The organism is Enterobacter cloacae complex sp. SHL012, from assembly GCF_049237505.1.
GTDB classification, from domain to species: domain Bacteria; phylum Pseudomonadota; class Gammaproteobacteria; order Enterobacterales; family Enterobacteriaceae; genus Enterobacter; species Enterobacter kobei.
The window spans coordinates 1531344-1557151 of the sequence record NZ_JBMKIZ010000001.1; the positions used below are offsets into that span (position 1 = coordinate 1531344).

The window sequence follows — 25808 nt, forward strand, 5'->3', positions numbered from 1 at the left end:
CCTGTCAGCCCAGCGTTGGCATGGAGAACGCAGCGCCTGTCTCCTGCTGCATTTCCGGCCAGCGTGCGGTGATGGTTTTCATTCGGGTGTAGAAACGCACGCCGTCGTTGCCGTGGACGTTGAGCGCACCAAAGATAGAGCGCTTCCAGCCACCGAAACTGTGGAATGCCATCGGCACCGGGATCGGCACATTGACCCCGACCATGCCCGCCTGCACCTCTTCGCAGAAGCGACGCGCGCAGCCGCCGTCACGGGTGAAGATTGCCGAACCATTACCATATTCATGGCGGTTAATCAGGTCCACCGCGCTGGCGTAATCTGCTACGCGCACCACAGAAAGCACCGGGCCGAAAATCTCTTCTTTATAGATGGTCATCTCCGGGGTGACGTTATCAAACAGCGTCGGCCCGACGAAATAGCCCTGCTCGTGCCCCTGCACGCTGAAGCTGCGACCGTCCACGCGAAGTGTCGCGCCCTGCGCTTCCCCGCTGTCGATATAGCCCAGCACCTTGCTGCGGTGCGCCGAGGAGATGAGCGGCCCCATTTCGTTTTCCTGCGTCTGGTCCAGACCCGGCCCGACGCGCAGGGTGGCAATCTGTTTTTCCAGCCGGGCGCAGAGGTCATCGGCGGTTTTATCCCCCACCGCCAGCACCACCGAGAGCGCCATGCAACGCTCCCCCGCCGCACCGAAGCCTGCGCCCATAATGGCGTTGGCGGCCATTTCCATGTCGGCATCCGGCATGAGAATACAGTGGTTTTTCGCGCCACCCAGTGCCTGACAGCGCTTTCCGTGGGCGGACGCGGTCTGGTAAATGTATTCGGCAATCGGCGTCGAGCCGACAAAGCTCACCGCCTGCACGCGCGGGTCGGTCAGGAGCACGTCAACGGACTCTTTGTCACCCTGCACCACGTTGAACACGCCGTCCGGCAGGCCAGCCTCTTTCAGCAGCTGCGCCAGCGCGAGCGCCAGGGAGGGATCTTTTTCTGACGGTTTCAGCACGAAGGTGTTTCCGGTCGCCAGCGCAATCGGGAACATCCACATCGGCACCATCGCCGGGAAGTTAAACGGCGTGATCCCAACACAGACCCCGAGCGGCTGCATCAGCGAGTGGCTGTCAACGCCGGTGCCGACGTTGGCTGAGTGCTCACCTTTTTGCAGATGCGGGATACCGCAGGCAAATTCCACCACTTCCAGACCACGGGTGAGTTCGCCCACCGCGTCGGAGAAGACCTTGCCGTGCTCTTCGCTGATGAGACGGGCCAGGCGATCCATGTTCTCTTCCAGCAGCGCCTTGAAGCGGAACATCACGCGTGCGCGCTTAAGCGGGGCATGACGCGCCCACGCAGGAAACGCCTGCTGCGCGGCGGCAATTGCCTGCTCCGTTTCCTGTGCCGTACTCATCACCACCTGGCGGATTTGCTTGCCGGTGGCCGGGTTGAAGATCGCCTGAACGCGCTGGCCTGAACCGGTGACACATTCGCCGTGAATAAAATTCGCTACCGTCTCCATCCTTAACCTCTCGCTGTTGATACGTGACTGTTACCTGAACACTGTGTACCGAACACTATATATGAAACAAATATTCCATTTTAAGTTGAAATAAAATAAATGATGATTATTGTGATCAAGGATGGATTTTTATGTTAACAGCCAACAATACTGACGCAGCGTGCGCTATTAAGGCATTTCGGGCGTGGGAATGACTGAAGCTTCTGTTTCATTTTTGCTGCCAGATGGATGGCCGACATTTAAAAGACGCGGTTTTGCGTTTAGAATCACAGGACTGTATTTGGGGGATAACATGACGACAGCAACCAGCCTGAACGAACTGCAGCAGCAAATCCGCGATCGCTACGATAGCCTGAGCAAGAGGCTGCAGCAGGTCTCCCGCTATGTGCTGGATAATACGAACAGCGTGGCCTTTGATACGGTTGCCGTGATTGCCGAGCGCGCCGACGTGCCGCCCTCGACGCTGATCCGCTTCGCCAACGCCTTTGACTTCACCGGCTTCAACGAAATGAAACAGCTGTTTCGCATGAACCTGGTGGAGGAAACCGCCAGCTACAGCGACCGTGCCCGGCTGTTCCGCGAAATGGAGAGCGAGGCCGTGCCCGAAACCCCGCTCGATATCCTGCAGGAGTTCGCCCGTTCAAACGCCCAGGCGCTGCAGCAGCTGGCCGCCCGCGCCGAACCGGAAATGCTGGAGCGCGCAGTACAGCTGCTGGCCGACGCCGACACCATCTACATCGCCGGTCTGCGCCGCTCCTTTAGCGTCGCGGCCTACCTCACCTATGCCCTGAGCCACCTGGAGTGTCGCCCTATTCTGCTCGACGGTATGGGTGGCATGCTGCGCGAGCAGATCAGCCGCATTAAGGCGCGCGACATCGTAGTGTCGATCAGCTTCTCGCCGTACGCGGAAGAGACGGTGATGGTCAGCGAAACCGCCGCCAGCGTCGGCGCGCGGCAGATTGTGATTACGGACAGCCAGATAAGCCCCCTGGCGACGTTCAGCGATCTCTGCTTTGTGGTGAAAGAGGCGCAGGTGGACGCGTTTCGGTCCCAGTCGGCGACGCTGTGCCTGGTGCAGTCACTGGTGGTGGCGCTGGCGTATCGGTTGGGTGAAGGGAAGTGAGGCAATAAAAAACCCCCTGCGCAGGCAGAGGGTTTTGGTGTTAATTCAGCGCGAAATCATTCCCACTCAATCGTAGCCGGTGGCTTACCGCTGATGTCATACACCACGCGGGAAATACCGTTCACTTCGTTGATGATGCGGTTAGACACGCGGCCTAAGAAGTCATACGGCAGGTGCGCCCAGTGCGCGGTCATGAAGTCGATGGTTTCTACCGCACGCAGGGAAACAACCCAGTCGTACTTACGGCCATCGCCCATCACGCCGACAGAGCGAACCGGCAGGAACACGGTGAACGCCTGGCTTACCTTGTTGTAAAGGTCAGCTTTGTGCAGCTCTTCGATGAAGATCGCGTCTGCGCGACGCAGCAGGTCGCAGTACTCTTTCTTCACTTCACCCAGTACGCGCACCCCGAGACCCGGGCCCGGGAACGGATGACGGTAGAGCATGTCGTACGGCAGACCCAGTTCCAGACCGATCTTGCGTACTTCATCTTTGAACAGCTCGCGCAGCGGTTCAACCAGACCCATCTTCATCTCTTTCGGCAGGCCGCCCACGTTGTGGTGAGATTTGATGACGTGTGCTTTACCGGTTGCTGAAGCTGCTGATTCAATCACGTCAGGATAGATAGTGCCCTGTGCCAGCCATTTAACGTCTTCCAGCTTCAGCGCTTCTTCGTCGAACACTTCCACGAATACGCGGCCGATGATTTTACGCTTGGCTTCCGGATCGTTCTCGCCTTTCAGCGCGTCCAGGAAGCGCTGCTCGCCTTCCACATGAACGATGTTCAGACCGAAGTGGTCACCGAACATGTCCATCACCTGCTGGGCTTCGTTCAGACGCAGCAGACCGTTGTCCACGAAGACGCAGGTCAGGTTTTTGCCGATGGCACGGTGCAGCAGCATCGCGGTCACGGAGGAGTCGACGCCGCCGGAGAGGCCGAGGATCACTTTGTCATCACCAACCTGCTGGCGGATACGCTCCACGGCGTCGTCGATGATTTTTGCCGGGGTCCACAGCGCTTCACACTGGCAGATGTCGCGCACGAAGCGCTCCAGCATGCGCATACCCTGACGGGTGTGGGTCACTTCCGGGTGGAACTGCACGCCGTAGAAGCGCTTTTCTTCGTTCGCCATGATCGCGAATGGGCAGCTTTCGGTGCTGGCAACGGTCACGAAGTCAGACGGGATAGCGGTGACCTTGTCGCCGTGGCTCATCCACACGTCCAGCAGCGGTTTGCCGTCAGCGGTCAGGGAGTCTTCGATACCACGCACCAGTGCGCTGTCGGTGACGACTTCAACCTGTGCATAGCCGAACTCACGCTCGTTAGAGCCTTCTACGTGGCCGCCCAGCTGCATGGCCATGGTCTGCATACCGTAGCAGACGCCGAATACCGGCACGCCTGCTTCGAACACGTACTGCGGCGCGCGCGGGCTGTTCTCTTCGGTGGTGCTTTCCGGGCCGCCGGAAAGGATGATGCCGCTTGGATTGAATTCGCGAATCTGTGCTTCCGTGACATCCCACGCCCACAGTTCGCAGTAAACGCCCAGTTCACGTACGCGACGCGCCACCAGCTGAGTGTACTGAGAACCAAAATCGAGGATGAGGATGCGATGTTTATGAATGTTTTCCGTCATTGACGCTAATTCCGAGGCAAGTGAAACAGATTAAATAAATCGCCCGACACGAGGTCGGGCGAAGAAAAATCAGGAGCCCAGACGATAGTTCGGGGACTCTTTGGTGATCGTCACGTCGTGAACGTGGCTCTCCTGGATACCCGCACCGCTGATGCGTACGAATTCCGCTTTGGTACGCAGCAGGTCAATGGTACCACAGCCGGTCAGACCCATACAGGAGCGCAGGCCGCCCATCTGCTGGTGAATGATCTCTTTCAGACGGCCTTTATAAGCAACGCGGCCTTCGATACCTTCCGGCACCAGTTTGTCAGCGGCGTTATCGGTCTGGAAGTAACGGTCAGAGGAACCTTTGGACATCGCGCCCAGGGAGCCCATCCCACGATAGGATTTGTAAGAACGGCCCTGGTAGAGTTCGATTTCACCCGGGGATTCTTCGGTACCGGCCAGCATGGAGCCCACCATCACGGCAGCAGCGCCCGCGGCGATGGCTTTCGCGATGTCGCCAGAGAAGCGGATACCGCCGTCAGCGATAACCGGAATACCGGTGCCTTCCAGCGCTTCAACCGCGTCAGACACCGCGGTGATCTGCGGAACGCCCACGCCGGTGACGATACGGGTAGTACAGATAGAGCCTGGACCGATACCTACTTTCACCGCGCTGCAGCCGGCATCAGCCAGCGCACGAGCGCCTGCGCCTGTTGCCACGTTGCCGCCGATGATCTGCAGGTCCGGGTATTTAGCACGGGTGTCACGGATACGCTGCAGAACGCCTTCGGAGTGGCCGTGAGAGGAGTCGATCAGCAGGACGTCAACGCCCGCAGCCACCAGCGCATCAACACGCTCTTCGTTACCGGCACCGGCACCCACCGCTGCACCGACGCGCAGACGGCCATGCTCGTCTTTACAGGCGTTAGGTTTACGTTCTGCTTTCTGGAAATCTTTCACGGTGATCATGCCGCGCAGATGGAAATTCGCATCCACAACCAGCGCTTTCTCAACGCGTTTTTCGTGCATTTTCGCCAGCACTACGTCGCGGGTTTCACCTTCGCGAACGGTCACCAGACGCTCTTTTGGCGTCATGTAGACGCTGACAGGCTGGTTCAGGTCAGTCACGAAGCGCACGTCACGGCCGGTGATGATGCCAACCAGCTCGTTATCTTCGGTCACAACCGGGTAACCGGCGAAGCCGTTACGTTCGGTCAGGGCTTTCACTTCGTGCAGGGTGGTGGTTGGCAGAACGGTCTGAGGGTCAGACACAATGCCGGATTCATGTTTCTTCACGCGGCGAACTTCTTCCGCCTGACGCTCGATAGACATGTTTTTATGGATAAAGCCAATGCCGCCTTCCTGTGCCAGGGCGATAGCCAGGCGCGCTTCAGTCACGGTGTCCATTGCCGCGGAGAGCATAGGAATGTTCAGACGAATGGTTTTCGTCAACTGCGTGCTGAGGTCGGCAGTATTCGGCAGAACGGTGGAATGAGCGGGAACGAGGAGGACGTCGTCAAACGTCAGTGCTTCTTTAGCGATACGTAGCATGGGCAATATCTCTGACCTGGGTGGTTAAATATTGCCGTGGCATTATACAGAGCGTAACCGATTGCATCTACACTTTTTTAAAAAAAATGCTTGCGATTGCCTCTCAGCAGGTTACTATCGACTGAATAACTTGCTGATTTAGAATTTGATCCCGCTCACATGTTATCCTCTCAATCCCCCTCAATTTATACCGTCAGCCGCCTGAATCAGACGGTGCGTTTGCTGCTTGAGCAGGAAATGGGGCAGGTCTGGATCAGCGGTGAGATCTCTAACTTCACGCAGCCCTCTTCCGGCCACTGGTACTTTACCTTAAAAGACGACACCGCCCAGGTGCGCTGCGCGATGTTCCGCAACAGCAACCGCCGCGTGACGTTTCGTCCGCAGCACGGCCAGCAAGTTCTGGTTCGCGCCAATATTACCCTGTATGAACCGCGCGGTGATTATCAAATTATCGTCGAGAGCATGCAGCCTGCGGGCGAAGGGCTGTTGCAGCAGAAGTATGAGCAGTTAAAAGCAACGCTTTCTGCCGAGGGGCTTTTCGACCAGCAGCTTAAAAAACCGCTGCCCTCTCCTGCCCACTGCGTTGGGGTTATCACCTCAAAAACCGGTGCGGCACTGCATGACATTTTGCACGTCCTCAAGCGTCGCGACCCTTCCCTGCCCGTCATCATCTACCCGACCGCCGTGCAGGGCGACGATGCGCCGGGCCAGATTGTGCGCGCCATTGCGCTGGCGAATGCGCGCCAGGAGTGTGACGTGCTCATCGTCGGTCGCGGAGGCGGCTCGCTGGAAGACCTGTGGAGCTTTAACGACGAGCGCGTGGCGCGGGCAATCTTTGCCAGCCTTATCCCGGTCGTGAGTGCCGTCGGGCATGAAACGGACGTGACGATAGCCGATTTTGTCGCGGATTTACGTGCGCCTACGCCTTCCGCGGCGGCAGAAGTGGTGAGTCGTAACCAGCTGGAGCTGCTGCGTCAGATCCAGAACGGCCAGCAGCGCCTTGAAATGGCGATGGACTACTTCCTCGCCAACCGTACCCGTCGCTTTACCCAGCTTCATCATCGTCTGCAGCAGCAGCACCCGCAGCTGCGCCTGGCGCGTCAGCAGACGGTGCTGGATCGTCTGCGCCAGCGCATGAATGTCGCGCTGGATACTCAGCTGAAACGCACGGTTTCGCGCCAGCAGCGCGTGACGCAGCGCCTTAACCAGCAAAATCCGCAGCCGAAAATTTACCGCGCGCAAACGCGGATTCAGCAGCTGGAGTTTCGTCTGGCGGAGACTCTCCGCGCCCGGCTGAGTACCACCCGCGAACGTTTTGGCAATGCGGTGACCCATCTTGAAGCGGTCAGCCCCCTCTCCACGCTGGCGCGCGGCTATAGCGTCACCACCGCGACGGACGGGAAAGTGCTGAAACAAACCAAACAGGTCAAAGCCGGGGATGTGCTGACCACCCGCCTGTCTGACGGCTGGGTAGAAAGCGAAGTGAAATCAATTAAACCGGTGAAAAAGACGCGTCAGCGCAAAACCGGATAATTCTTCGCCGGTTACTTACTATACTGCAGCTATTCCCTTTTTTAATAAGGAGAGCTGCATGCCCCATCTTTATAGCGTTATTCCCCCTTATATTCTGCGTCGTATTATCGAAACGGGCTCCGAGCCGCAGCAGCGCTGCGCCCGTCAGACCTTAACCCACGTACAGACGTTAATGGCCCATATGCCGGGCAAGCCCGCCGCCCCGCACGTGAATAAAGCCGGTCAGCTGGAGCGCGATATTTACGATGCGAAGCAAACCCAGGAACTGCCGGGTACCCAGGTGCGTTATGAGGGTCAGCCGTCGAATGGCGATGTCGCAGTCGATGAAGCCTACGCGTATTTAGGGATTACCCATGATTTCTTCTGGAAACAATATCAGCGCGATTCACTCGATAATAAAGGGCTTATTTTGACCGGGACCGTTCACTACGGCCGGGAATATCAGAACGCCTTCTGGAATGGTCAGCAGATGGTATTTGGCGACGGCGACGGGGAAATATTTAATCGCTTCACGATTGCCATTGACGTGGTGGCGCACGAGCTGAGCCACGGCGTGACCGAGACCGAGGCCGGACTGATCTATTTTGAACAGTCGGGCGCGCTAAACGAGTCTCTCTCTGACGTGTTTGGCTCGCTGGTGAAACAGTATCATCTGAAGCAAACCGCCGATAAAGCAGACTGGCTGATTGGTGAAGGGCTGCTGGCCGCAGGAATTAACGGCAAAGGTCTGCGCTCGATGTCTGAACCCGGCACCGCCTACGATGACCCGCTGCTCGGCAAAGATCCGCAGCCCGCGCACATGAAAGATTTCATTAAAACGCGCGAGGATAACGGCGGCGTGCATCTGAACTCCGGCATCCCCAACCGGGCGTTTTATCTGGCCGCGACGGCGATCGGCGGTCACGCATGGGAAAAAGCGGGTTATGCCTGGTACGACACAGTTTGCGATCGCAATCTGGCGCAGGATGCAGATTTTGAGGCCTTCGCAAAACTGACGATCGCGCACGGAGAGAAGCGCTCCGGTAGCGACGTCGGAGCGGCCATAAAACAAGCCTGGGAACAGGTGGGAGTGCTGTAAATGCAGGTTCCGGAACTGACGGATGACGCCGTAGTTGAGCTGGCCCGGGAAGGCGGCGTCGCTTTTATTCCTAAGCTGAGCGGTCAGCGCACCATCGCGCTGTCCTCGCTCAATGAAGCCCAGCGCCAGCGCCTGGTGAGCATCCTTGAGCAGGCGTTTCCACGCGGCCAGCCGCCCGGGCAAGCCACGTCACCCGGCAGCGGTGACCAGCGCTATTTCCGCATCCAGATTATCTGGACCGGGCAGAATCAGGCACATTATGCCGATATCATCGTGCTGGTGCCCGAGCAGGAAGCGCCCGAGTCGCTGGTCGAACTGTGGCAGAAAGGCGAAGGCTGCGTGTGTGATTAACGTTCTGCCGGAACAAACTCCACGCGCTTTTTAGAGATTAAGCCGTGGCCGTTCTGGCAGAAATAATCCACCGCGCCACAGGCTTTTAAAACCTGGAGCGGCTGATGGCACTCCGGGCAACGGGCTTCAAGCGCAATGTCTTTGTTACAGTTCTCGCAGTGCGCCACCCCATTCTGGGGCTCCAGCGTTGCCTGGCAATCCGGGCAGGTAATCGTCATGGTGACTCCTTCAAAGCATTCAGGTCTGGGGTAATTTTACCACGTTGCGTTCAGTGCGGACCACGCAACTGTTGCTGCAAGGTCAGCAGCAGCGCAACTTCCTCGATCCGACGGCGCGTGGTACGGCTCACCTCCCGCGGATCCCGCTCAAACAGACTTTTATCGCCAAGAATATGTCCCGCAAGACAGTGCTCGTAGATTGTGCCGGGGAGAGACCAGCGCTGGATATCATCCCCCTCAATGACCTCCAGCACATCTTCCGCGCCGCGCCGGTCGTGACTGATGGTGCACCCGTCACGCAAATGCAGACGCAAGCCTTTTTGCCCGCCCGCAGGTCCTGCGTATTTGTTAAGCCAGATGTCCACCGGTACGCCGCTGATGCTTCCCTGAAGATGCGCCTCACCTTCCGCCGTGGTCAGGTCTCCTTTTGCAATAGCGCGGCCCAGACGGTCTTTAGCGGCAACGACCTGTAGCGTCATCTCCTCATCGCCCCCCAGAAAGCACATCGTTTCACGCAGCATAGCCAGCACATGCGTACCGATATCCAGAATCACGCCATCAGGGTGACGAAGCGTTCTGGTATCCGGTTCACCGGTGGAGAAATTAAGCGCGATGGGTTCGCCGACAGCGTTATACCCGCTTGGCTCCTGCAAAAAGCCTTCAATTCTGACGACGTCAGAAAAATGATCGACCAGCGCGCGCTTCGCCGTTTCGATGCGCGCCATCCAGTGGTCGAGCGCCAGCACGCGGGATGCCGCACCGGGCGTGGCCAGCAGCGCATTAAGCTTATCTATTTGGGGAAGCGTGGCGACAATCGGTTTTTCTATCACAATCCGGGAGATCGGTGAGGCGATTGCCTGCTCAAGCACCTCAAGATGGTGCAGCGATGCGGTAGTGATAAACAGGGTATCAAGCGGGGTGGCAAGCAGTTCCGCAAGCGAGGCGCAGCGCATCACGCCTTCAGGGTGCTTTGCCGGGAGAACATCAAACCCGAAACAACGAACCGGGCGGCCATACAGGTTACGCAATGCGGGCAGATACGCTGTCTCCACTACCGCACCAAGACCAACAAATCCTAACTGCATATTTTCACCTCAGGGAATAACGTGCCGGGGCGTAACGCCAGCCCCGGCACACTGAGGTTTATGAGGCGCTAGCTGCCGGTTTCGTTTGCGCATTTTCCAGCATACGACGCACCGGAACAATGAGGACGATCAGCACCGCGGCACAAATCAACAGCGCGATGGAGCAGCGGGCGAAGAGATCCGGCAGCATGTCCAGCTGGTCGGCCTTCACGTGGCCGCCGATCAGGCCCGCCGCCAGGTTACCCAAGGCACTGGCGCAGAACCACAGACCCATCATCTGGCCGCGCATTCTTTCCGGCGCCAGCAGGGTCATGGTCGCCAGACCGATCGGGCTCAGGCACAGTTCACCCAGCGTCAGCATCAGGATACTGCCCACCAGCCAGAACGGCGACACCCCCGCCCCACTGTTGCTCAGTACATTCTGTGCCGCCAGCATCATCAGGCCAAAGCCCGCTGCCGCACACAGGATACCGATCACGAATTTGGTGATACTGCTTGGGCGGATGTTCTTCGTCGCGAGCTTCGGCCATGCCCAGCTGAACACCGGGGCCAGCAGGATGATGAACAGCGCGTTAATCGACTGGAACCAAACCGCCGGGATTTCAAAATCACCGATCATGCGGTTAGTGTAGTCGTTGGCAAACAGGTTGAACGAGGTTGGCTTCTGCTCAAACGCAGACCAGAAGAACGCCGCGGAGACCAGCAGAATAAAGCACACCAGCAGTCTGGCACGTTCTTTACGGTTCAGGCCAGCAAAAACAAACAGATAAATAAAGTAGAGGGCAACAGACGCCGCAATCACGTAGACCAGCACACTGGCTACCGCGACCGGGTTAATCACAATCACGCCCTGCGCAATCAGCGTCACGAGCGTTGCCACCCCTGCCGCCAGCACCAGCAGCCAGATGCCCACGCCATTACGCTTCACTACCGGACTGTTCCAGGTGGAATCCAGACCGACTTCGCTGTCGTAGCGTTTCATCGCCGGAACCGCAAACACGCGGAAGATAATCAGCGCCACCAGCATCCCGATGCCGCCAATACCAAAGCCCCAGTGCCAGCCGTGGGTTTTAATCAGCCAGCCGGAAATCAGCGGGGCAATGAACGAGCCCATGTTGATGCCCATATAGAACAGCGAGAAACCGCCGTCACGACGCGCATCGCCTTTTTTATACAGAGTCCCCACCATGACCGAGATACAGGTCTTGAACAGGCCAGAGCCGAGCACGATGAACATCAGGCCGATAAAGAACAGGTTGTCACCCATGATGGCCGACAGCGCAATCGACAGGTGGCCGAGCGCAATCAGAATTGAACCGTACCAGACGGCTCTCTGCTGCCCAAGCCAGTTATCCGCCAGCCAGCCCCCCGGCAGCGCGGCCAGGTACATGGTCCCGGCAAAGATACCGACAATCGCCGAGGCGTTTTCACGGGCCAGGCCCATCCCGCCGTCATAGACGGTGGCGGCCATAAACAGGATCAGTAACGGACGAATGCCGTAAAACGAGAAACGCTCCCACATCTCGGTGAAAAACAGTGAACCGAGCGGATACGGATGGCCGAAGAACGTTCGGCTCTCTTTTTGATTAACAGAGGATTGCATAATTCTCCCGAAAGGTATGTGTCGTGCTTGTAAACACCAGCAAGTACGCCGGCCAGTTACGTATCTGACCGATTTTTTACATGCGGCGAAAAGTTAGTTAACCATTTGATAACCAGATGCTAGTTTTGTCTAGTACCGGGCCCGGGACTTTAAGACGAAAATTCGACGATTGTCTACTTTTCTAGATTTAAAGATGGTTGGGAGTGAATAGTGATTGACTTCACACAGAGAAAACCGGCGGTATGATTGGGCAAAACAAAGCCCGCGACAGGCGCGGGCTTTTGTGAGTTCAGCAAAGCTTATTTGCTTTTCTTAATGTGCTTAATCAAGCGCTTACGCTTACGCATCTGGTTCGGCGTCAGGGTGTTGCGCTTGTTAGCGAACGGGTTTTCCCCTTCCTTGAACTGGATGCGGATAGGCGTGCCCATCACGTCCAGCGATTTACGGAAGTAGTTCATCAGATAGCGCTTGTAGGAATCCGGCAGGTCTTTCACCTGGTTGCCGTGGATCACCACGATTGGCGGGTTATACCCCCCGGCGTGAGCATATTTCAGCTTCACGCGGCGACCGCGTACCAGCGGCGGCTGATGGTCTTCCGCAGCCATATTCATGATGCGGGTCAGCATGGCGGTGCTCTGACGGCGGGTGGAGCTGTCATAGGCTTCACGCACGGATTCGAACAGGTTACCTACGCCGCTGCCGTGCAGGGCAGAAATAAAGTGCACGCGCGCAAAGTCGATAAAGCCCAGACGGAAGTCGAGGGTCTCTTTCACCTGCTCGCGCACTTCATTGCTCAGGCCATCCCATTTGTTGACCACGATAACCAGTGAGCGCCCACTATTGAGGATAAAGCCGAGCAGAGAGAGATCCTGATCGGAGATTCCTTCACGCGCATCAATGACCAGCATAACGACGTTGGCATCTTCAATCGCCTGCAGGGTTTTGATAACGGAGAATTTTTCCACCACATCGGTGATTTTCCCGCGCTTACGTACCCCGGCGGTGTCGATGAGGACATACTCACGTTCATCCCGCTGCATCGGGATGTAGATGCTGTCGCGCGTGGTCCCAGGCATGTCGTAAACGACCACGCGCTCTTCACCCAGAATACGGTTAGTAAGTGTAGACTTACCTACGTTTGGACGCCCCACGATAGCCAGCTTGATTGGCAGATCCTGCGGATTGAAGTCGTCTTCAGGCTCTTCTTCGCCCTCAACGCCCTCTTCAAACTGTGCCCAGTATTCAGCGTCTTCGTCCACCTCTTCCGGCGGGTTAACTTCATCAACCCATGGCAGCAGAACGGTTTCCAGCAGGCTGGTCACGCCGCGACCGTGCGATGCCGCAATGGGGTAGATTTCACCCAGGCCTAAAGACCAGAAGTCCGCAACGGCCTGATCGGCATCGATACCGTCAGTTTTGTTCGCCACCAGGAAAGTGGGCTTTTCACGCGAGCGCAGGTGTTTGGCGATGGCGGAGTCTGCCGGCATCAGGCCAGCGCGCGCATCCACCATAAACAGCACCACGTCCGCTTCTTCAATCGCCAGCAATGACTGTTCCGCCATGCGGGTTTCAACGCCGTCCTCTGTACCGTCAATACCACCGGTATCAATACAGATGAACTCGCGTCCTTCCACCTCTGCACGACCGTACTTACGGTCACGCGTCAGCCCCGGGAAATCCGCAACCAGCGCATCACGGGTGCGTGTTAAACGGTTAAAAAGAGTGGATTTTCCAACGTTAGGGCGCCCGACAAGCGCGACCACAGGTACCATGTTTGAAGCCTCATAAAATTCAAATAAACGTCGCATTCGCGGCGTTTTTAAAAATGTCAAAACGGCTCCTGAGTGAACAGGAGCCGTTTAGTATACTACAACCGCCGGGTAATTAACGCGTGATCGCGTACAGCGTACCGTCTTTTGCCTGAATCAGCAGTTTGCCGTCAGCCACAACCGGATCGGTCAGGAAACCAGAGCTGTCGACTTTTTGCTGTGCAACAAAGCGGCCGTTATCCGGATCAATCCAGTGCATATACCCTTCGCTGTCGCCTACCACCAGGCTGCCGTTGTACAGTGCTGGCGCGGTCAGCAGACGGTGCAGCAGATCGCTTTGCGTCCACAGGGTCACGCCGCCTTCAGTGCTCAGCGCCAGCAGACGGTCGTTCTGGTCAACCATATAGATACGGTTACCGTCCACGATGAAATCATTTACAGAACCCAGTTCACGTTTCCACATGATCTGGCCGCTGCGCAGATCCAGCGCGGTGAGGTTACCGTTATAGGCCAGCGCGTAAACCACACCGTCTACGATGACCGGCGTTGTGTCGACGTCGCTCAGACGGTCAATTTCCGTTGAGCCTGTAGCCTGAGAGATACGCTGCTGCCATATCATCTGACCCTGCTGCATCAGCACGGCACTCACGCGACCGTTATCACCGCCTACAATTGCTGCACCGAATGCGGTAGCAGGCGCGGATTCACCGCGCAGAGAGAGCGCAGGCATGTCAAGGTTAACGGTCCATTTCACCAGACCGTCCGCTTCGTTCAGCGCCTGCAGCTGGCCGTTACTGGTATGAATCAGCACCAGGCCGTCGCTCACGACCGGGCGAGACAGGGATTCACCGGCCACGGTGGTTTGCCAGGCAATGGAGCCGTCGCTGGTGTTCAGGGCATAAACCTGCGCCTTTTCGCTACCCACGTAAACATGACCACCGGCAACCGTCAGGCCGCCAGACAGCAGTGCAGGTTTACGGGAGAACCAGCCATCTTTTTCCGCCAGGTTAACAGACCAGACTTCTTTTCCGTCATCAGCATTGACCGCTTTCACGGTACCTTTACGATCGGCGGCATAAACAACGCTGTCCGCAAAGGCAGGATGAAGGTTGGAATAAAAGTCACCAATACCATTACCAACGGAGACATCCCACGCGGTAGAAGGGGTAAACTGGTTTTCAACCGTCGGCAGTGGGGACATTTTTACAACGTCTTCTTCGCCACTGAACAGTGAACAACCACTCAATAACGTAACAGAAAGCAGTCCTGGCAGAAGTAATTTACGCAATTGCATCGGGTCCCTCTCAGACGGACAAATTATTTATTTTCATCTGCATCATTTCGCTCAGCGCAGGTGAAGCTTTGCTATCCACGCCAGCTTGCCACGCTTTACGCGCGCCCGCTTTGTCACCTTTGCTCAGCAGCGCTTCACCGCGCAGATCGGCAACGATGGCAGCAAAACCTTCGCCTTTAACGGTATCGAGCGTTTTCAGCGCATCGTCAGCTTTTTTCTGCTGAACCTGAATACGTGCCAGGCGCAGATTAATCACTGCTTTCAGGTTTTCATCGCTGGCAGCAGCAAGACCCTGAGTCAACTGAGCAACAGCTTTATCCAGTTCGTTCTTATCAACGTACTGCTGAGCCACTTCCAGCGCAGCCAGCGCGCCGTAGGTGTTTTTGTTGTCAGCAGCAAATTTCTCTGCCGCAACCAGCGTTTGTGGCTGATCGGCACGGATCGCACTCACGGTATTTTCATAGGTCAGAGACGCGCCGCGCGCGGTATCCGCCTGATGATTGTTCCAGTAACGCCAGCCAATCAGCGCGCCCACACCTAAAATCACCCCAACAACCAGCGCTTTGCCGTTCTCAACAAAGAAGCGTTTAATCGCGTCGACCTGATCGTGTTCGTTCTCGTAAATTTCCACGCAGTCTTTCTCCTTAGCCCAATAGAGTGCGCAAATGCGCCGCAACGCCGTCCTGCGTTACCGTTGTTTGCTCACCAGAGCGCAGGTCTTTAACTACCACTTCGCCGTTAGCCACTTCGGACTCACCCAGCACCAGTGCAATACTTGCGCCCCACTTATCGGCACGAGCAAACTGTTTTTTGAAGTTGCCGCCGCCATGATTGGTCATCAGCTTAACGCCCGGCAGCGCATCGCGCACGCGTTCGGCAAGCTGCATCGCCGCAGACTGCGTTTCCGCGCCTGAGGCCACCAGGTATATATCGACAACGGAATCTGCTTTAAATTCCGGATTAACAGCCTGAACTAACAAAACAAGTCGCTCAAGGCCCATCGCGAAGCCAACGCCAGGTGCCGCACGGCCACCCAGTTGCTCAACCAGACCGTCATAACGACCGCCGGCACACACGGTGCCTTGTGAACCGAGGCTGGTGGTCACCCACTCAAATACGGTGCGGTTGTAGTAGTCCAGGCCGCGCACCAGACGCTGGTTCACGGTGTAGGCAATGCCCGCCGCTTCAAGCAGCTTGCACAGGCCGGTAAAGTGTTCGCGAGACTCGTCGTCCAGGTAGTCACCCAGTGCAGGTGCATCATTCAGCAGCGCCTGCACATCCGGGTTTTTGGAATCCAGCACGCGCAGCGGGTTGCTGTACATGCGGCGTTTGCAGTCTTCGTCCAGCTTGTCTTTATGCTGTTCCAGGAATGCAACCAGCGCATCGCGATAGTTCGCACGCGCTTCCAGAGAACCGATAGAGTTCAACTCCAGCGAAACGTGCTCAGCAATACCGAGCGCGCGCCACCAGCGGGCCGTCAGCATAATCAGTTCGGCGTCGATGTCCGGACCCTGCAGGCCAAACACTTCCACACCCAGCTGGTTGAACTGACGATAACGACCTTTCTGCGGACGTTCGTGGCGGAACATCGGGCCGATATACCACAGGCGCTGCTCCTGATTGTACAGAAGACCATGTTCGATGCCGGCGCGTACGCAGCCCGCCGTCCCTTCCGGACGCAGAGTCAGGCTGTCGCCGTTGCGGTCCTCAAAGGTGTACATCTCTTTTTCAACCACATCGGTCACTTCGCCGATCGCGCGTTTGAATAACGGGGTCTGCTCTACAATCGGCAAACGGATTTCGCTGTAACCGTAGCTGCCGAGCACCTGCTTCAGTGTGCCTTCAATGCGCTGCCAGATGGCGGTTTCGCCAGGCAGGTAATCGTTCATGCCGCGGATGGCTTGAATGTTTTTTGCCACGTTTATTCTCTTTCTATATACAAAAAAAACCCAAAGAATGGGTTCAATCATACATGGGAAGCGGCACGCTTCCCATCACGTTATTTTTCAACCTGCTGAACGCTGATACGCTGTGTCTCGTCCATCATCGCGGCTTTAGCGCGGATGCGAGCTTCGAGCTGGTCGATCATGTCACTATTATCCAGACGATCTTTACGAACGCCATCTTCATAGAGACCACTTTTCTTGTTACCGCCGGTCACGCCCAAGGTGGACACCAGCGCTTCACCCGGACCGTTCACCACGCAGCCGATGATGGAGACGTCCATCGGGGTGATGATATCTTCCAGACGCTGCTCCAGGGCATTCACCGTACCGATCACATCAAATTCCTGACGCGAGCAGGTTGGGCAGGCAATGAAGTTGATCCCACGCGCACGAATACGCAGTGATTTCAGGATATCGAAACCGACCTTGATCTCTTCTACCGGATCGGCCGCCAGCGAAACGCGCAGGGTGTCACCGATCCCTTCAGAGAGCAGCAGTCCCAGACCGATCGCGGATTTTACAGAACCGCTACGCAGGCCACCCGCTTCGGTGATCCCGAGGTGCAGAGGCTGATCGATCTGTTTTGCCAGCAGGCGGTACGACTCCACCGCGAGGAATACATCGGACGCTTTTACGCTAACTTTGAACTGATCGAAGTTAAGACGATCGAGATGATCGACATGGCGCATCGCGGATTCGAGCAGCGCCTGCGGCGTGGGTTCACCGTATTTTTCCTGCAGATCTTTTTCCAGCGATCCCGCGTTGACGCCGATACGGATAGGGATATTTTTGTCACGGGCGCAGTCCACCACCATGCGGATGCGCTCTTCGTTACCGATGTTGCCCGGGTTAATACGCAGGCAATCAACACCGTATTCGGCCACTTTCAGCGCGATACGGTAGTCGAAGTGGATATCCGCTACCAGCGGAACGCTGACCTGCTGTTTGATCAGCTTGAACGCCTCTGCGGCATCCATGGTGGGCACGGAGACGCGAACAATGTCCGCGCCTACACGCTCTAATGCTTTGATTTGGTTGACCGTTGCTTCCACGTCCGTGGTGCGCGTGTTGGTCATCGACTGAACGGCGATGGGTGCCCCATCGCCGACTGGCACATTCCCAACGTAAATCCGTTTCGATTTTCTACGTTGAATCGGAGCCTGGTTATGCATGAAAAATCTCCCGCGTTGCCCGTCTGTTACTGTGCTGCTGATTGTTCGGCATTAACGGTAAGACGTGCAACCTGGTTAGTTCTGATAAAGCGGCTCAGGTCGACAGGTTTTCCTTGATACTGGATCTGTACCGCTGCCGGAGCGCCGATTTTAAGTTTGTAAGGTGCCTGACCCGTTAGGTTTAACGTGCCATCTTTCCGCTGCAGGCCGCTAAACAGTTTTTTACCTGTCGCGTCAGTGACTTCCAGCCAGCAGTCGGCAGTGAAGTTCATCACCAGCGCGTTTGGATCGGCTGCTGGCGCGGCAGTAGCCGCCGGGTCGGTTGGCAGGGATGCCGCGGTATTGTCCGCTGGCTGAGTCGCCGCAGGCGCGTTCGCCGCAGTATCAACATTCGCCTGAGAAGGGGCAACGACCGCGTTCTGACCCTGAGCCTGAGGCGCAGCGGTGTTAGCCGTGGCTGCCGGAGCCTGCGCCGCATCGGTTGCCGGAGCCGTTGTTTGCGGCTCGCTTGAGGTGGCTGCACCGTCGGTGTTCAGCGGGACGCTCTGAGCGCCACCATTCCCTGCCTGATTGAGTTCAGCAGAGGATTGATCGGCCATGGTGGTGATCTCTTCCTGCTGCGCCTTATGGTTTTGCCACCACCACGCGCCGGTCAGGCCGATCACCACAAACAGCACCAGCCAGGTAAAGCTCATCAGCCAGCCATCACGTTTTTTACGACGTTTCCCCAGGGAGAAAGTTTGCATCGGCGCCACTTTCGCTGCGCGAACCGGTGCCTGCTTCTCCATCATTGGCAGTAATTCGTTTTCGGGGATGTGCACCAGTTTTGCGTAAGAGCGGATATAACCGCGCAGAAATGTTGAAGCCAGATCGGCAGGCGCCTTATCTTCTTCAATATCGCGAACCGTGGAAACCTTCAGGCACAAGCGTTCTGCAACGGCTTGCTGGCTGAGTCCGAGTTGTTCACGGGCGTTGCGAAGACGAACGCCAGTGGAGAGTGCTTCATGTTGGTCGTGAGTGGCTTCAGTATTCATTCGCTACAACTACTGGTACGTGAAAAAAAGGGTTCAGGTGCCGGTGAGTCACAATGCCACCCGCACCGCGAAACTTCAGGTCAGTTAACCTTGAACAGACAGTATAAGACTGTCAGCCCGGAGATGACAGTACAGCCCTGCCCGAACGGCTAAACTGTTGTTACGTCGTTACATACTGCCCGAAAGTCGGATGAAACGCACCGTAATTATTGATCAGTCTTCACGAATCTGACTGATTATTCAGTAAGATTATGCATCACGGCGCAGATAATGCGCCGTGAGTGCATAATAATCAAACAGCTTTGACCGCAATCGTCTCACCCTGCATGCGTTTACGCAGGGTACGTTTGGTTCGATCAATGACATCGCCAGCCAGTTGTCCACACGCTGCATCAATATCATCACCACGGGTTTTACGCACGATAGTGGTGAAACCATACTCCATCAGTACCTTGGAGAAACGGTCGATACGGCTGTTCGAACTACGGCCATACGGCGCCCCCGGGAACGGGTTCCATGGGATCAGGTTGATTTTGCATGGCGTATCTTTCAGCAGCTCAGCCAGTTGATGCGCATGCTCGGTACCGTCGTTAACGTGGTCAAGCATCACGTACTCGATGGTGACGCGGCCCTGGTTGGCGTTGGATTTCTCCAGGTAACGGCGCACGGCAGCGAGGAAGGTTTCGATATTGTACTTTTTGTTGATCGGTACAATTTCGTCACGAATTTCATCGTTTGGTGCGTGCAGAGAGATAGCCAGCGCAACGTCAATCATGTCGCCAAGCTTATCCAGCGCAGGGACAACGCCTGACGTCGACAGCGTCACACGACGCTTGGACAGGCCAAAACCGAAGTCATCCAGCATGATTTCCATTGCCGGTACCACGTTAGTCAGGTTCAACAGCGGCTCACCCATCCCCATCATCACCACGTTGGTGATAGGACGCGTACCGGTCACTTTTGCCGCACCGACGATTTTCGCCGCACGCCAGACCTGGCCGATAATTTCAGAAACGCGCAGGTTACGGTTGAACCCTTGCTGTGCGGTAGAGCAGAATTTGCACTCCAGCGCGCAGCCCACCTGGGAGGAGACACACAGCGTGGCGCGGTCTTCTTCCGGGATGTAGACGGTTTCAACGCGCTGATCGCCTACGGCAATCGCCCATTTGATGGTGCCATCGGCAGAGCGCTGCTCTTCCACCACTTCCGGGGCGCGGATTTCAGCCACTTCTTTGAGCTTGTTACGCAGCACTTTGTTGATGTCAGTCATTTCATCAAAGTTGTCGCTGCAGTAGTGGTACATCCATTTCATCACCTGATCGGCACGAAACGGCTTCTCACCCATATCTTTAAAGAACTCGCGCATCTGCTGACGGTTCAGGTCCAGCAGGTTAATTTTTCCATTTTTATTGGGAACCGCAGGAATGGCGACTTCGGAGGTATTCACTAATTCAGACATAATATTTTCCGGCCTCGTTGTTACACGTTGTGGCCCCTGGAGGGTTGAATAGAAACGCCCCGGAAAGCGGTCTGCTCATCCGGGGCGTTGCATTGTACAAAGTCTGGCGCAGGGATGCCACGTTTGCACGTGGCATTTACGAAATTAATGTGTAAACGAAACCGTTAAATTAACGGGTGCGTGGACACACTTCGCCTTCTGCGAAGAAGAAGGCGATTTCGCGTGCAGCAGATTCAACGGAGTCAGAACCGTGGGTGCCGTTCTCGGTGAAGCTGTCCGCGTAGTCAGCGCGCAGGGTACCGGCCAGCGCGTTGTCCGGGTTGGTTGCACCCAGCAGATCGCGATGGCGCTGTACTGCGTTCTCGCCTTCCAGCACGGATACCACGATAGGACCGGAGGTCATGAACTCAACCAGACCGTCAAAGAATGGACGGCCTTCGTGCTCAGCGTAGAAACCGCGAGCCTGCTCAACGGTCAGGTGCAGCATTTTGGTGCCAACAATTTTGAACCCTGCTGATTCAAAGCGAGCGAAGATGCTGCCAATAACGTTTTTTGCCACCGCGTTTGGTTTGATGATGGAAAAAGTACGTTCAATAGCCATGATAACCTCTGTCAATGTTCTGTTGTTTTGCATACCTGAGTATGGTGTGGCGCGGATTATAATGAGCAATAGCGCCATTGCCTATGGTTCTGCATAACATTTTTTTAAAATGAGACGAAGATTAGCAACAGGCCGAATCGCGCATAGCGAAGTGATGGTGTGAACAGAGGGGGCAGTGCTTTTCATCCATCCTGAATGACCAGAAATGACGATGACACGTCAGGCAAACAGCCTCACAGGCAGGCGTCACGCTGCTTTTCGCGCTCTGTTCTGTCTGCGTTATGCTTATCGCGCCATGCTGACACACCGCTTCGCACCCCCCACACCCGGTACAGCGTCCGGTTTCCACCACCAGCGTGGCATTCTCAAAACGAATTGCGTTTTCCGTGCAGCTTCGCCAGCATGCCCCACACAACATACATTTTCCGATGTCGAGAACGATATCTGACTCACTAAATCCTGCGAATGCCCTGCGCAGCTGACGCTGGCCCGGCACGACGTTACAGCGGCGCACATCCTCCCGCGGAACATACATAAGCGCACGGCGGGCAATATTCACCTCGTTGATCGGGTCAGGCTTAAAAGCCCATACCGCTTCACCCCGTCGACGAAGCACAAGATTGAGCCGGGCAAGCGCCAGTAACCAGGCCGGGTAGTGTTCCGCTTCAATACTGATAAAACGCACGCCGTGTTGCATGTGCCATAGCAGCAACTCATTCACAACAGGAGCATGTTCAGTAAAAGGCCCAACGAGGGTATCGCCACGCAGAAAGCGTTTTCGCGGCGTGATGTCGGCAATGGCCTCGGTGGGACAGACGAACAGGCAGTCACCGCAGCCTATACAGCGCTGTTCATCAACCGAGATGCCCATTTCAGTAAAAGAAAAAACCTGCGCGGGACAAACGTCCGCGCAGGCACTGCAGGCAGCATGGCGAAAACGGCGACGCACGCACGCATGCGTCACCTCTATCGCCGGGGATAATGACAATTCGCCCATCAGCCAATACTGAAGAAAACGAAGCGCAGCATAAGCTCACCCACGATCAACAGCGCACTGCCCAGCAGCATTGGACCTCGCGCCGCTTTCAGACCGCCCGCGGCAAAGCACAGCATACCTGCAACCGAAACGCACCAGCTCAGCAGATGTACCGTGCGCAGTTGCTCCAGCATCTGCAACGGTGCGTGAGGGAACGTCACCACGGTGTTATCCATGGTCGCAATGTCTGCCAGCCAGACGGGCTGCATGACCAGACGCACAAGCACCAGCAGCGCGACAATGACAACCGCCGCACGCACGGAAGTTTGGCAGCGCAGCCCAACGGCCATGCAGGCTGAACCTATGATCCCCACCGAGCCGATGAACAGCACCAGAGTGTTAATGTGCTGCCAGGTCACCACCGACGTATGCATGTAGATCTGCGCCATGCAGAACACATCCACCAGCCCGACAACACCGGCCACAACCAACAGCAGCTTCCAGCCTGGTTTTTTGGCAAACATCAGCAGCGTCGCAAGGCCCAGTGCCACAAGGTAAAGGCTGGCGAAGACGATCTCACGGCTCAGCCAGGAGCTGGAAACGTGGCGCAGCGCGTTAAGGGCGTTGAGCGGATAGCCCATGTGCAGCGCCGAGGAGAGAAGCCCCAGACTGGCCAGGACAAACGCCCCGGCAGCGGGCAGCAGCAGACGAGATTGCGATGCACGCGCCTCGCCAAACGCCAGCCAGAGGGTCACGCCTACCGATCCCTGCAGGAACAGCGTAAATATCAGCAATGGTAACTCATGCATGACGCTTCCCCTCTTTCTCTGCACCCTGATGCGCTTTGACTACCAGGTTCGGTTGTGTGATGGAAGAATCAGGCAAACCTTTCACATCGCAGACCGCGCCGTATTTCTCCCGAAGTTCATCAATGGGTCCGAATTTGATCGCTTCGAGTGGACAGGTTGCCACACAGACTGGCTGCTCCCCCTTTGCCTGGAGATCCACGCAAAAATCGCATTTCGACATCTGTCCGGTCTGCTCATTGAGCTGCGGCGCGCCGTAAGGACATGACCATGCGCAGTAGCCGCAGCCAACGCACTTGTCCGTATCGACGCGCACGATGCCGTCGCCCGGACGCTTGTGCATCGCGGTAGTCGGGCAGTTTTTGGTGCAGACCGGGTCCGCACAGTGGTTACAGGAAATAGAGAGCGTGTAAGCAAAAACGTTATTGCTGACGCCCCCCTGCCCGGTTGGAATGAAATTTCCGCCGTTGACTTCATAAACGCGGCGGAAACGACGTCCAACCTCAAGGTTATTTTTATCTTTGCACGCCACCTGACAGGCCTTGCAGCCCGAACAGCGGTAGGAGTCGATATAAAAACCCAGCTGTTTATCGCTCACCGGCGCGTAGTGTTTAAACTGACTCATGCTTTCGCTACCTCCACCAGCATGGTTTGATGAGAATTCCCTTTCGCAAGCGCGGTAATACGGGCTGAACTGAGGACGTTCGCGCAACCACCTTTATCAATACCCTGCTCGTCCGGCTGCCACCAGGCACCAGCCTGCATGGCAACGACGCCTGGAATGATGCGCGGCGTCACTTCGGCCGGGATTTCACAAATGCCGCGCGCGTTATGGATGCGCACGGTATCGCCCTGTGCAATGCCGCGCTTTTGCGCATCCTGCGGGTTAATCCACAGCTTTTGCTGCTGGGCTTCAATTAACCACGGGTTAGCATATTGGGTTGAGTTGGCACGGTTTTTCCCTTTCCAGGTAATCAGCTGAAGCGGGAAAGTTTTCGCCAGTTCATCTTCCGGGCCTTCATGAGCGGGAACGTAGTGCGATAGCGCCGGAATTTCCGGGTGATGCATGTCGTACAGACGCTTCGAGAAGATCTCAATCTTCCCGGACGGCGTCGGGAACGGATGATTTTGCGGATCGCGAATGTTGTCTTCAAAGGCAACGTACGGCGCGCTTTTGAAAAGATGCTGACGCGTTTTCTGTAGCGTCGTGAAGTCCGGCAGATTTTCCTCCGGCATCGCCAGCCGCGTCTGCTCCCAGATGTGCTCAATCCACGCTTTTTCGTCACGGCCCTCGCTGAACGCGGGTTCAATGCCGAGCTTAGCGGCAACCTCACGCAGCCAGTCGTAATCTGAACGGCGCTCAAACTCAGGCTCAATCAGCTTTTCCGACAGGATCAGATAGCTCGCGGTCCCCCAGGTTTCGCCAATATTCCAGCGCTCCATAAAGCTGGTTTCCGGCAGAAGAAGATCGGCGTATCTGGCGCTCGGCGTCATAAACAGATCGCTTGCAACAATAAATTCGATTTTCGACTCGTCTTCCAGCACGCGGGTTGCCTGATGGAGATCTGGGTTCTGGTTAGCCAGGTAATTGCCGGCCAGCGAGAACAGGATGCGGATATTGCTGTCCAGCTTGTCAGCTTCTTTCAAACCAACATCCGCCGTCACCTGAGAAGCATCGTCGGCGGCCTGCACCCAGTTCATCACCGATATTTTGGCTTTTACCGGGTTATCCGGCATTTCGGGCCCAACGGCAAATTTGCGGTTAGCGCAGCCGCCATAGCCTGCCGCCCAGCCGCCTTTTACGCCGACGTTACCCGTTAGCGTCGCCAGTAACGTTGAGCCGCGCGCGGTGCGCTCGCCGCAGTTGTGACGCTGCGGCCCCCAACCCTGGATCAGTGCAGCAGGTTTAGTATTTGCGTAGTCGCGAGCCAGCTGACGGATAGTCTGCGCAGGCACATGGGTAATTTTCTCGGCCCACTCAGGGGTTTTCGCCACGCCGTCTTTTGCCCCGCTCAGGTAAGCCATCAGGGATTCATTGGCCGGAACGCCTTCCGGCATTGATGCTTCGTCAAAGCCCAGGGTATAGCGCTGAATGAAGTCGCGATCGTGCAGGTTCTCTGTGACGATCACGTACATCATGGCATCCATCAGGGCATTATCAGTGGCAGGAAGCAGCGGGATCCACCGATCGGCAAGGGAGGAAACCGTGTCTGAATAGCGCGGATCGACAACGATAAAGCGGGTGCCGTTTTGCTTCATCTTCTGGAAGAAGTAGTTGCTGTGACCAAAAATCGTCTCCGTCGGGTTATGCCCCCAGAGGATGACCAGTTTCGTATCAAGCAGCGTGTCCAGAGAACTGCCGCTGGCAGCGGTGCCATAGGTATACGGCGTGGCTGCCGCCGTGTTGCCCATACTGACCGAGTGATAGCTTTCGAGGTAGCCGCCGGTTAAGTTGAGCAGACGACGAACCATTTTATCGCCGGAAAACGTTCCGCCAGAAACTGCGGTACCCACGTGAACATAGCGTGAAGCCGCACCGTATTTTTGCGTAATCGTTTTTAATTGATTCGCAATAAGCGTCGTGGCTTCATCCCAGGTAATACGTTCGAATTTTCCTTCGCCACGTTTACCTGTACGCTTCATTGGATATTTAAGCCGATCGGGATGATAAACAAATTTCCGATACGCTCTGCCACGAACACAGGCACGCATAACCGGCATCTGCGGATCCAATGCATTATCCGGGCGCGTGGAAATTCGGGTGACAACGCCTTCGCTGATATGAGCTCGAATATCACACTTCCCCCCGCAGTCAAACGTGCTGCAGGTTTGCACCACTTTTTCTTCCGGCGCCGCACGTGTTGCCGCGGCGTCCTGCGCCTGTACGTTGCGGGTTGTCACAACAAGCGGAAGGGCGGCGAGCGCCGATCCTGCCTGAATAAAATGACGTCGGGATATCTCGGGAATAAAACCCTCTCCCTGATTTTTATTTTTTTTCATTGCTCGTTCCTTCAAATAAAAACGCATTCTCGTTTTTTTTCAGGAACGAATGTTGATAATTATCAAGCTAACGCTTTAGG

22 protein-coding genes are annotated in these 25808 nt (G+C 56.2%); 4 read left to right on the top strand and 18 right to left on the bottom strand.

The genetic code is table 11. The annotated features are described in order from the left end of the window. Nucleotides 1-4 precede the first annotated feature (4 nt). On the bottom strand, nucleotides 5-1510 hold the full coding sequence (locus ACOTY9_RS07205) for a CoA-acylating methylmalonate-semialdehyde dehydrogenase (protein ID WP_348565345.1): 1506 nt from the start codon (nucleotides 1508-1510) through the stop codon (nucleotides 5-7). Nucleotides 1511-1802: 292 nt separating this feature from the next. Here ACOTY9_RS07205 and ACOTY9_RS07210 point away from each other — a divergent pair, with 292 nt between their 5' ends. Beyond that, nucleotides 1803-2633, top strand: a complete 831-nt coding sequence (locus ACOTY9_RS07210; protein WP_008502123.1) for a MurR/RpiR family transcriptional regulator — start codon at nucleotides 1803-1805, stop codon at nucleotides 2631-2633. Nucleotides 2634-2689: 56 nt separating this feature from the next. Here ACOTY9_RS07210 and guaA read toward each other — a convergent pair whose 3' ends face one another. Next, entirely contained in the window at nucleotides 2690-4267 is a 1578-nt protein-coding gene (guaA, locus tag ACOTY9_RS07215) for a glutamine-hydrolyzing GMP synthase (RefSeq protein ID WP_006811514.1), read from the bottom strand. A gap of 69 nt (nucleotides 4268-4336) precedes the next feature. After that, nucleotides 4337-5803: an IMP dehydrogenase gene (gene guaB / locus ACOTY9_RS07220; protein ID WP_014884799.1), complete on the bottom strand. Its 1467-nt coding sequence runs from the start codon at nucleotides 5801-5803 to the stop codon at nucleotides 4337-4339. Nucleotides 5804-5962: 159 nt separating this feature from the next. Between guaB and xseA the strand changes: the two genes are divergently transcribed. From xseA to ACOTY9_RS07235, 3 genes are read left to right on the top strand one after another with little or no spacing between them, the layout of a single operon-like run. After that, nucleotides 5963-7336 (top strand): exodeoxyribonuclease VII large subunit, encoded by a 1374-nt coding sequence (gene xseA, locus ACOTY9_RS07225; RefSeq protein ID WP_348565344.1) that lies wholly within the window; start codon nucleotides 5963-5965, stop codon nucleotides 7334-7336. 58 nt (nucleotides 7337-7394) lie between these two features. Further along, nucleotides 7395-8414, top strand: a complete 1020-nt coding sequence (locus tag ACOTY9_RS07230) for a M4 family metallopeptidase (protein ID WP_348565343.1) — start codon at nucleotides 7395-7397, stop codon at nucleotides 8412-8414. Then, nucleotides 8415-8765: a protealysin inhibitor emfourin gene (locus ACOTY9_RS07235; protein ID WP_014884802.1), complete on the top strand. Its 351-nt coding sequence runs from the start codon at nucleotides 8415-8417 to the stop codon at nucleotides 8763-8765. It abuts the gene before it with no gap. Here the strand turns inward: ACOTY9_RS07235 and ACOTY9_RS07240 are convergent. The 15 genes from ACOTY9_RS07240 to ACOTY9_RS07310 form a co-directional block, all read right to left on the bottom strand. After that, the gene (locus ACOTY9_RS07240; RefSeq protein ID WP_348565342.1) at nucleotides 8762-8983 is read right to left on the bottom strand and encodes a zinc ribbon domain-containing protein; all 222 of its coding nucleotides are present in this window, start codon (nucleotides 8981-8983) and stop codon (nucleotides 8762-8764) included. The two genes, ACOTY9_RS07235 and ACOTY9_RS07240, sit on opposite strands and share 4 nt — an antisense overlap. Nucleotides 8984-9033: 50 nt before the next feature. After that, nucleotides 9034-10068 (bottom strand): oxidoreductase, encoded by a 1035-nt coding sequence (locus ACOTY9_RS07245; protein WP_348565341.1) that lies wholly within the window; start codon nucleotides 10066-10068, stop codon nucleotides 9034-9036. Nucleotides 10069-10126: 58 nt separating this feature from the next. After that, nucleotides 10127-11671: a peptide MFS transporter gene (locus ACOTY9_RS07250; RefSeq protein ID WP_023338665.1), complete on the bottom strand. Its 1545-nt coding sequence runs from the start codon at nucleotides 11669-11671 to the stop codon at nucleotides 10127-10129. 299 nt (nucleotides 11672-11970) lie between these two features. Continuing rightward, nucleotides 11971-13443 carry a ribosome biogenesis GTPase Der gene (der, locus tag ACOTY9_RS07255; protein WP_014884806.1) on the bottom strand — a complete coding sequence of 491 codons (1473 nt, stop codon included), beginning with the start codon at nucleotides 13441-13443 and terminating at the stop codon, nucleotides 11971-11973. Nucleotides 13444-13555: 112 nt separating this feature from the next. Further along, the gene (gene bamB / locus ACOTY9_RS07260; RefSeq protein WP_014884807.1) at nucleotides 13556-14734 is read right to left on the bottom strand and encodes an outer membrane protein assembly factor BamB; all 1179 of its coding nucleotides are present in this window, start codon (nucleotides 14732-14734) and stop codon (nucleotides 13556-13558) included. A gap of 10 nt (nucleotides 14735-14744) precedes the next feature. Further along, the gene (locus ACOTY9_RS07265) at nucleotides 14745-15365 is read right to left on the bottom strand and encodes a YfgM family protein (protein WP_014884808.1); all 621 of its coding nucleotides are present in this window, start codon (nucleotides 15363-15365) and stop codon (nucleotides 14745-14747) included. Between the two features lie 13 nt (nucleotides 15366-15378). Continuing rightward, nucleotides 15379-16653 (bottom strand): histidine--tRNA ligase, encoded by a 1275-nt coding sequence (gene hisS / locus ACOTY9_RS07270; RefSeq protein WP_014884809.1) that lies wholly within the window; start codon nucleotides 16651-16653, stop codon nucleotides 15379-15381. 80 nt (nucleotides 16654-16733) lie between these two features. Beyond that, nucleotides 16734-17852, bottom strand: coding sequence for a flavodoxin-dependent (E)-4-hydroxy-3-methylbut-2-enyl-diphosphate synthase (gene ispG / locus ACOTY9_RS07275; RefSeq protein ID WP_023337626.1), 1119 nt, complete (start codon nucleotides 17850-17852; stop codon nucleotides 16734-16736). A gap of 26 nt (nucleotides 17853-17878) precedes the next feature. Next, complete coding sequence (gene rodZ / locus ACOTY9_RS07280; protein ID WP_348565340.1) at nucleotides 17879-18886, bottom strand: cytoskeleton protein RodZ; 1008 nt, start codon at nucleotides 18884-18886, stop codon at nucleotides 17879-17881. Between the two features lie 292 nt (nucleotides 18887-19178). After that, on the bottom strand, nucleotides 19179-20345 hold the full coding sequence (locus ACOTY9_RS07285) for a bifunctional tRNA (adenosine(37)-C2)-methyltransferase TrmG/ribosomal RNA large subunit methyltransferase RlmN (RefSeq protein WP_014884812.1): 1167 nt from the start codon (nucleotides 20343-20345) through the stop codon (nucleotides 19179-19181). 169 nt (nucleotides 20346-20514) lie between these two features. Next, the gene (gene ndk / locus ACOTY9_RS07290; RefSeq protein WP_003860625.1) at nucleotides 20515-20946 is read right to left on the bottom strand and encodes a nucleoside-diphosphate kinase; all 432 of its coding nucleotides are present in this window, start codon (nucleotides 20944-20946) and stop codon (nucleotides 20515-20517) included. Nucleotides 20947-21067: 121 nt separating this feature from the next. Further along, the gene (locus ACOTY9_RS07295) at nucleotides 21068-21943 is read right to left on the bottom strand and encodes a 4Fe-4S binding protein (protein WP_348565339.1); all 876 of its coding nucleotides are present in this window, start codon (nucleotides 21941-21943) and stop codon (nucleotides 21068-21070) included. Next, nucleotides 21943-22731: a dimethyl sulfoxide reductase anchor subunit family protein gene (locus tag ACOTY9_RS07300; protein ID WP_023338668.1), complete on the bottom strand. Its 789-nt coding sequence runs from the start codon at nucleotides 22729-22731 to the stop codon at nucleotides 21943-21945. Before ACOTY9_RS07300 ends, ACOTY9_RS07295 begins: the two co-directional genes overlap by 1 nt. Next, nucleotides 22724-23353 (bottom strand): DMSO/selenate family reductase complex B subunit, encoded by a 630-nt coding sequence (locus ACOTY9_RS07305; RefSeq protein WP_348565338.1) that lies wholly within the window; start codon nucleotides 23351-23353, stop codon nucleotides 22724-22726. Before ACOTY9_RS07305 ends, ACOTY9_RS07300 begins: the two co-directional genes overlap by 8 nt. Next, nucleotides 23350-25728: a DMSO/selenate family reductase complex A subunit gene (locus ACOTY9_RS07310; RefSeq protein ID WP_047361985.1), complete on the bottom strand. Its 2379-nt coding sequence runs from the start codon at nucleotides 25726-25728 to the stop codon at nucleotides 23350-23352. Before ACOTY9_RS07310 ends, ACOTY9_RS07305 begins: the two co-directional genes overlap by 4 nt. Nucleotides 25729-25808 lie beyond the last annotated feature (80 nt).

Excerpts from the sequence above, each read along its gene's own strand:
- ispG (WP_023337626.1), bottom strand. The coding sequence starts at position 17,852 with ATGCATAACCAGGCTCCGATTCAACGTAGAAAATCGAAACGGATTTAC.
- ACOTY9_RS07235 (WP_014884802.1), top strand. The coding sequence starts at position 8,415 with ATGCAGGTTCCGGAACTGACGGATGACGCCGTAGTTGAGCTGGCCCGG.
- ACOTY9_RS07300 (WP_023338668.1), bottom strand. The coding sequence starts at position 22,731 with ATGCATGAGTTACCATTGCTGATATTTACGCTGTTCCTGCAGGGATCG.
- ACOTY9_RS07205 (WP_348565345.1), bottom strand. The coding sequence starts at position 1,510 with ATGGAGACGGTAGCGAATTTTATTCACGGCGAATGTGTCACCGGTTCA.
- ACOTY9_RS07305 (WP_348565338.1), bottom strand. The coding sequence starts at position 23,353 with ATGAGTCAGTTTAAACACTACGCGCCGGTGAGCGATAAACAGCTGGGT.
- ACOTY9_RS07285 (WP_014884812.1), bottom strand. The coding sequence starts at position 20,345 with ATGTCTGAATTAGTGAATACCTCCGAAGTCGCCATTCCTGCGGTTCCC.
- rodZ (WP_348565340.1), bottom strand. The coding sequence starts at position 18,886 with ATGAATACTGAAGCCACTCACGACCAACATGAAGCACTCTCCACTGGC.
- ACOTY9_RS07310 (WP_047361985.1), bottom strand. The coding sequence starts at position 25,728 with ATGAAAAAAAATAAAAATCAGGGAGAGGGTTTTATTCCCGAGATATCC.
- ndk (WP_003860625.1), bottom strand. The coding sequence starts at position 20,946 with ATGGCTATTGAACGTACTTTTTCCATCATCAAACCAAACGCGGTGGCA.
- guaB (WP_014884799.1), bottom strand. The coding sequence starts at position 5,803 with ATGCTACGTATCGCTAAAGAAGCACTGACGTTTGACGACGTCCTCCTC.
- ACOTY9_RS07210 (WP_008502123.1), top strand. The coding sequence starts at position 1,803 with ATGACGACAGCAACCAGCCTGAACGAACTGCAGCAGCAAATCCGCGAT.
- ACOTY9_RS07250 (WP_023338665.1), bottom strand. The coding sequence starts at position 11,671 with ATGCAATCCTCTGTTAATCAAAAAGAGAGCCGAACGTTCTTCGGCCAT.
- bamB (WP_014884807.1), bottom strand. The coding sequence starts at position 14,734 with ATGCAATTGCGTAAATTACTTCTGCCAGGACTGCTTTCTGTTACGTTA.
- ACOTY9_RS07295 (WP_348565339.1), bottom strand. The coding sequence starts at position 21,943 with ATGGGCGAATTGTCATTATCCCCGGCGATAGAGGTGACGCATGCGTGC.
- guaA (WP_006811514.1), bottom strand. The coding sequence starts at position 4,267 with ATGACGGAAAACATTCATAAACATCGCATCCTCATCCTCGATTTTGGT.
- ACOTY9_RS07245 (WP_348565341.1), bottom strand. The coding sequence starts at position 10,068 with ATGCAGTTAGGATTTGTTGGTCTTGGTGCGGTAGTGGAGACAGCGTAT.
- ACOTY9_RS07230 (WP_348565343.1), top strand. The coding sequence starts at position 7,395 with ATGCCCCATCTTTATAGCGTTATTCCCCCTTATATTCTGCGTCGTATT.
- xseA (WP_348565344.1), top strand. The coding sequence starts at position 5,963 with ATGTTATCCTCTCAATCCCCCTCAATTTATACCGTCAGCCGCCTGAAT.
- ACOTY9_RS07240 (WP_348565342.1), bottom strand. The coding sequence starts at position 8,983 with ATGACGATTACCTGCCCGGATTGCCAGGCAACGCTGGAGCCCCAGAAT.
- der (WP_014884806.1), bottom strand. The coding sequence starts at position 13,443 with ATGGTACCTGTGGTCGCGCTTGTCGGGCGCCCTAACGTTGGAAAATCC.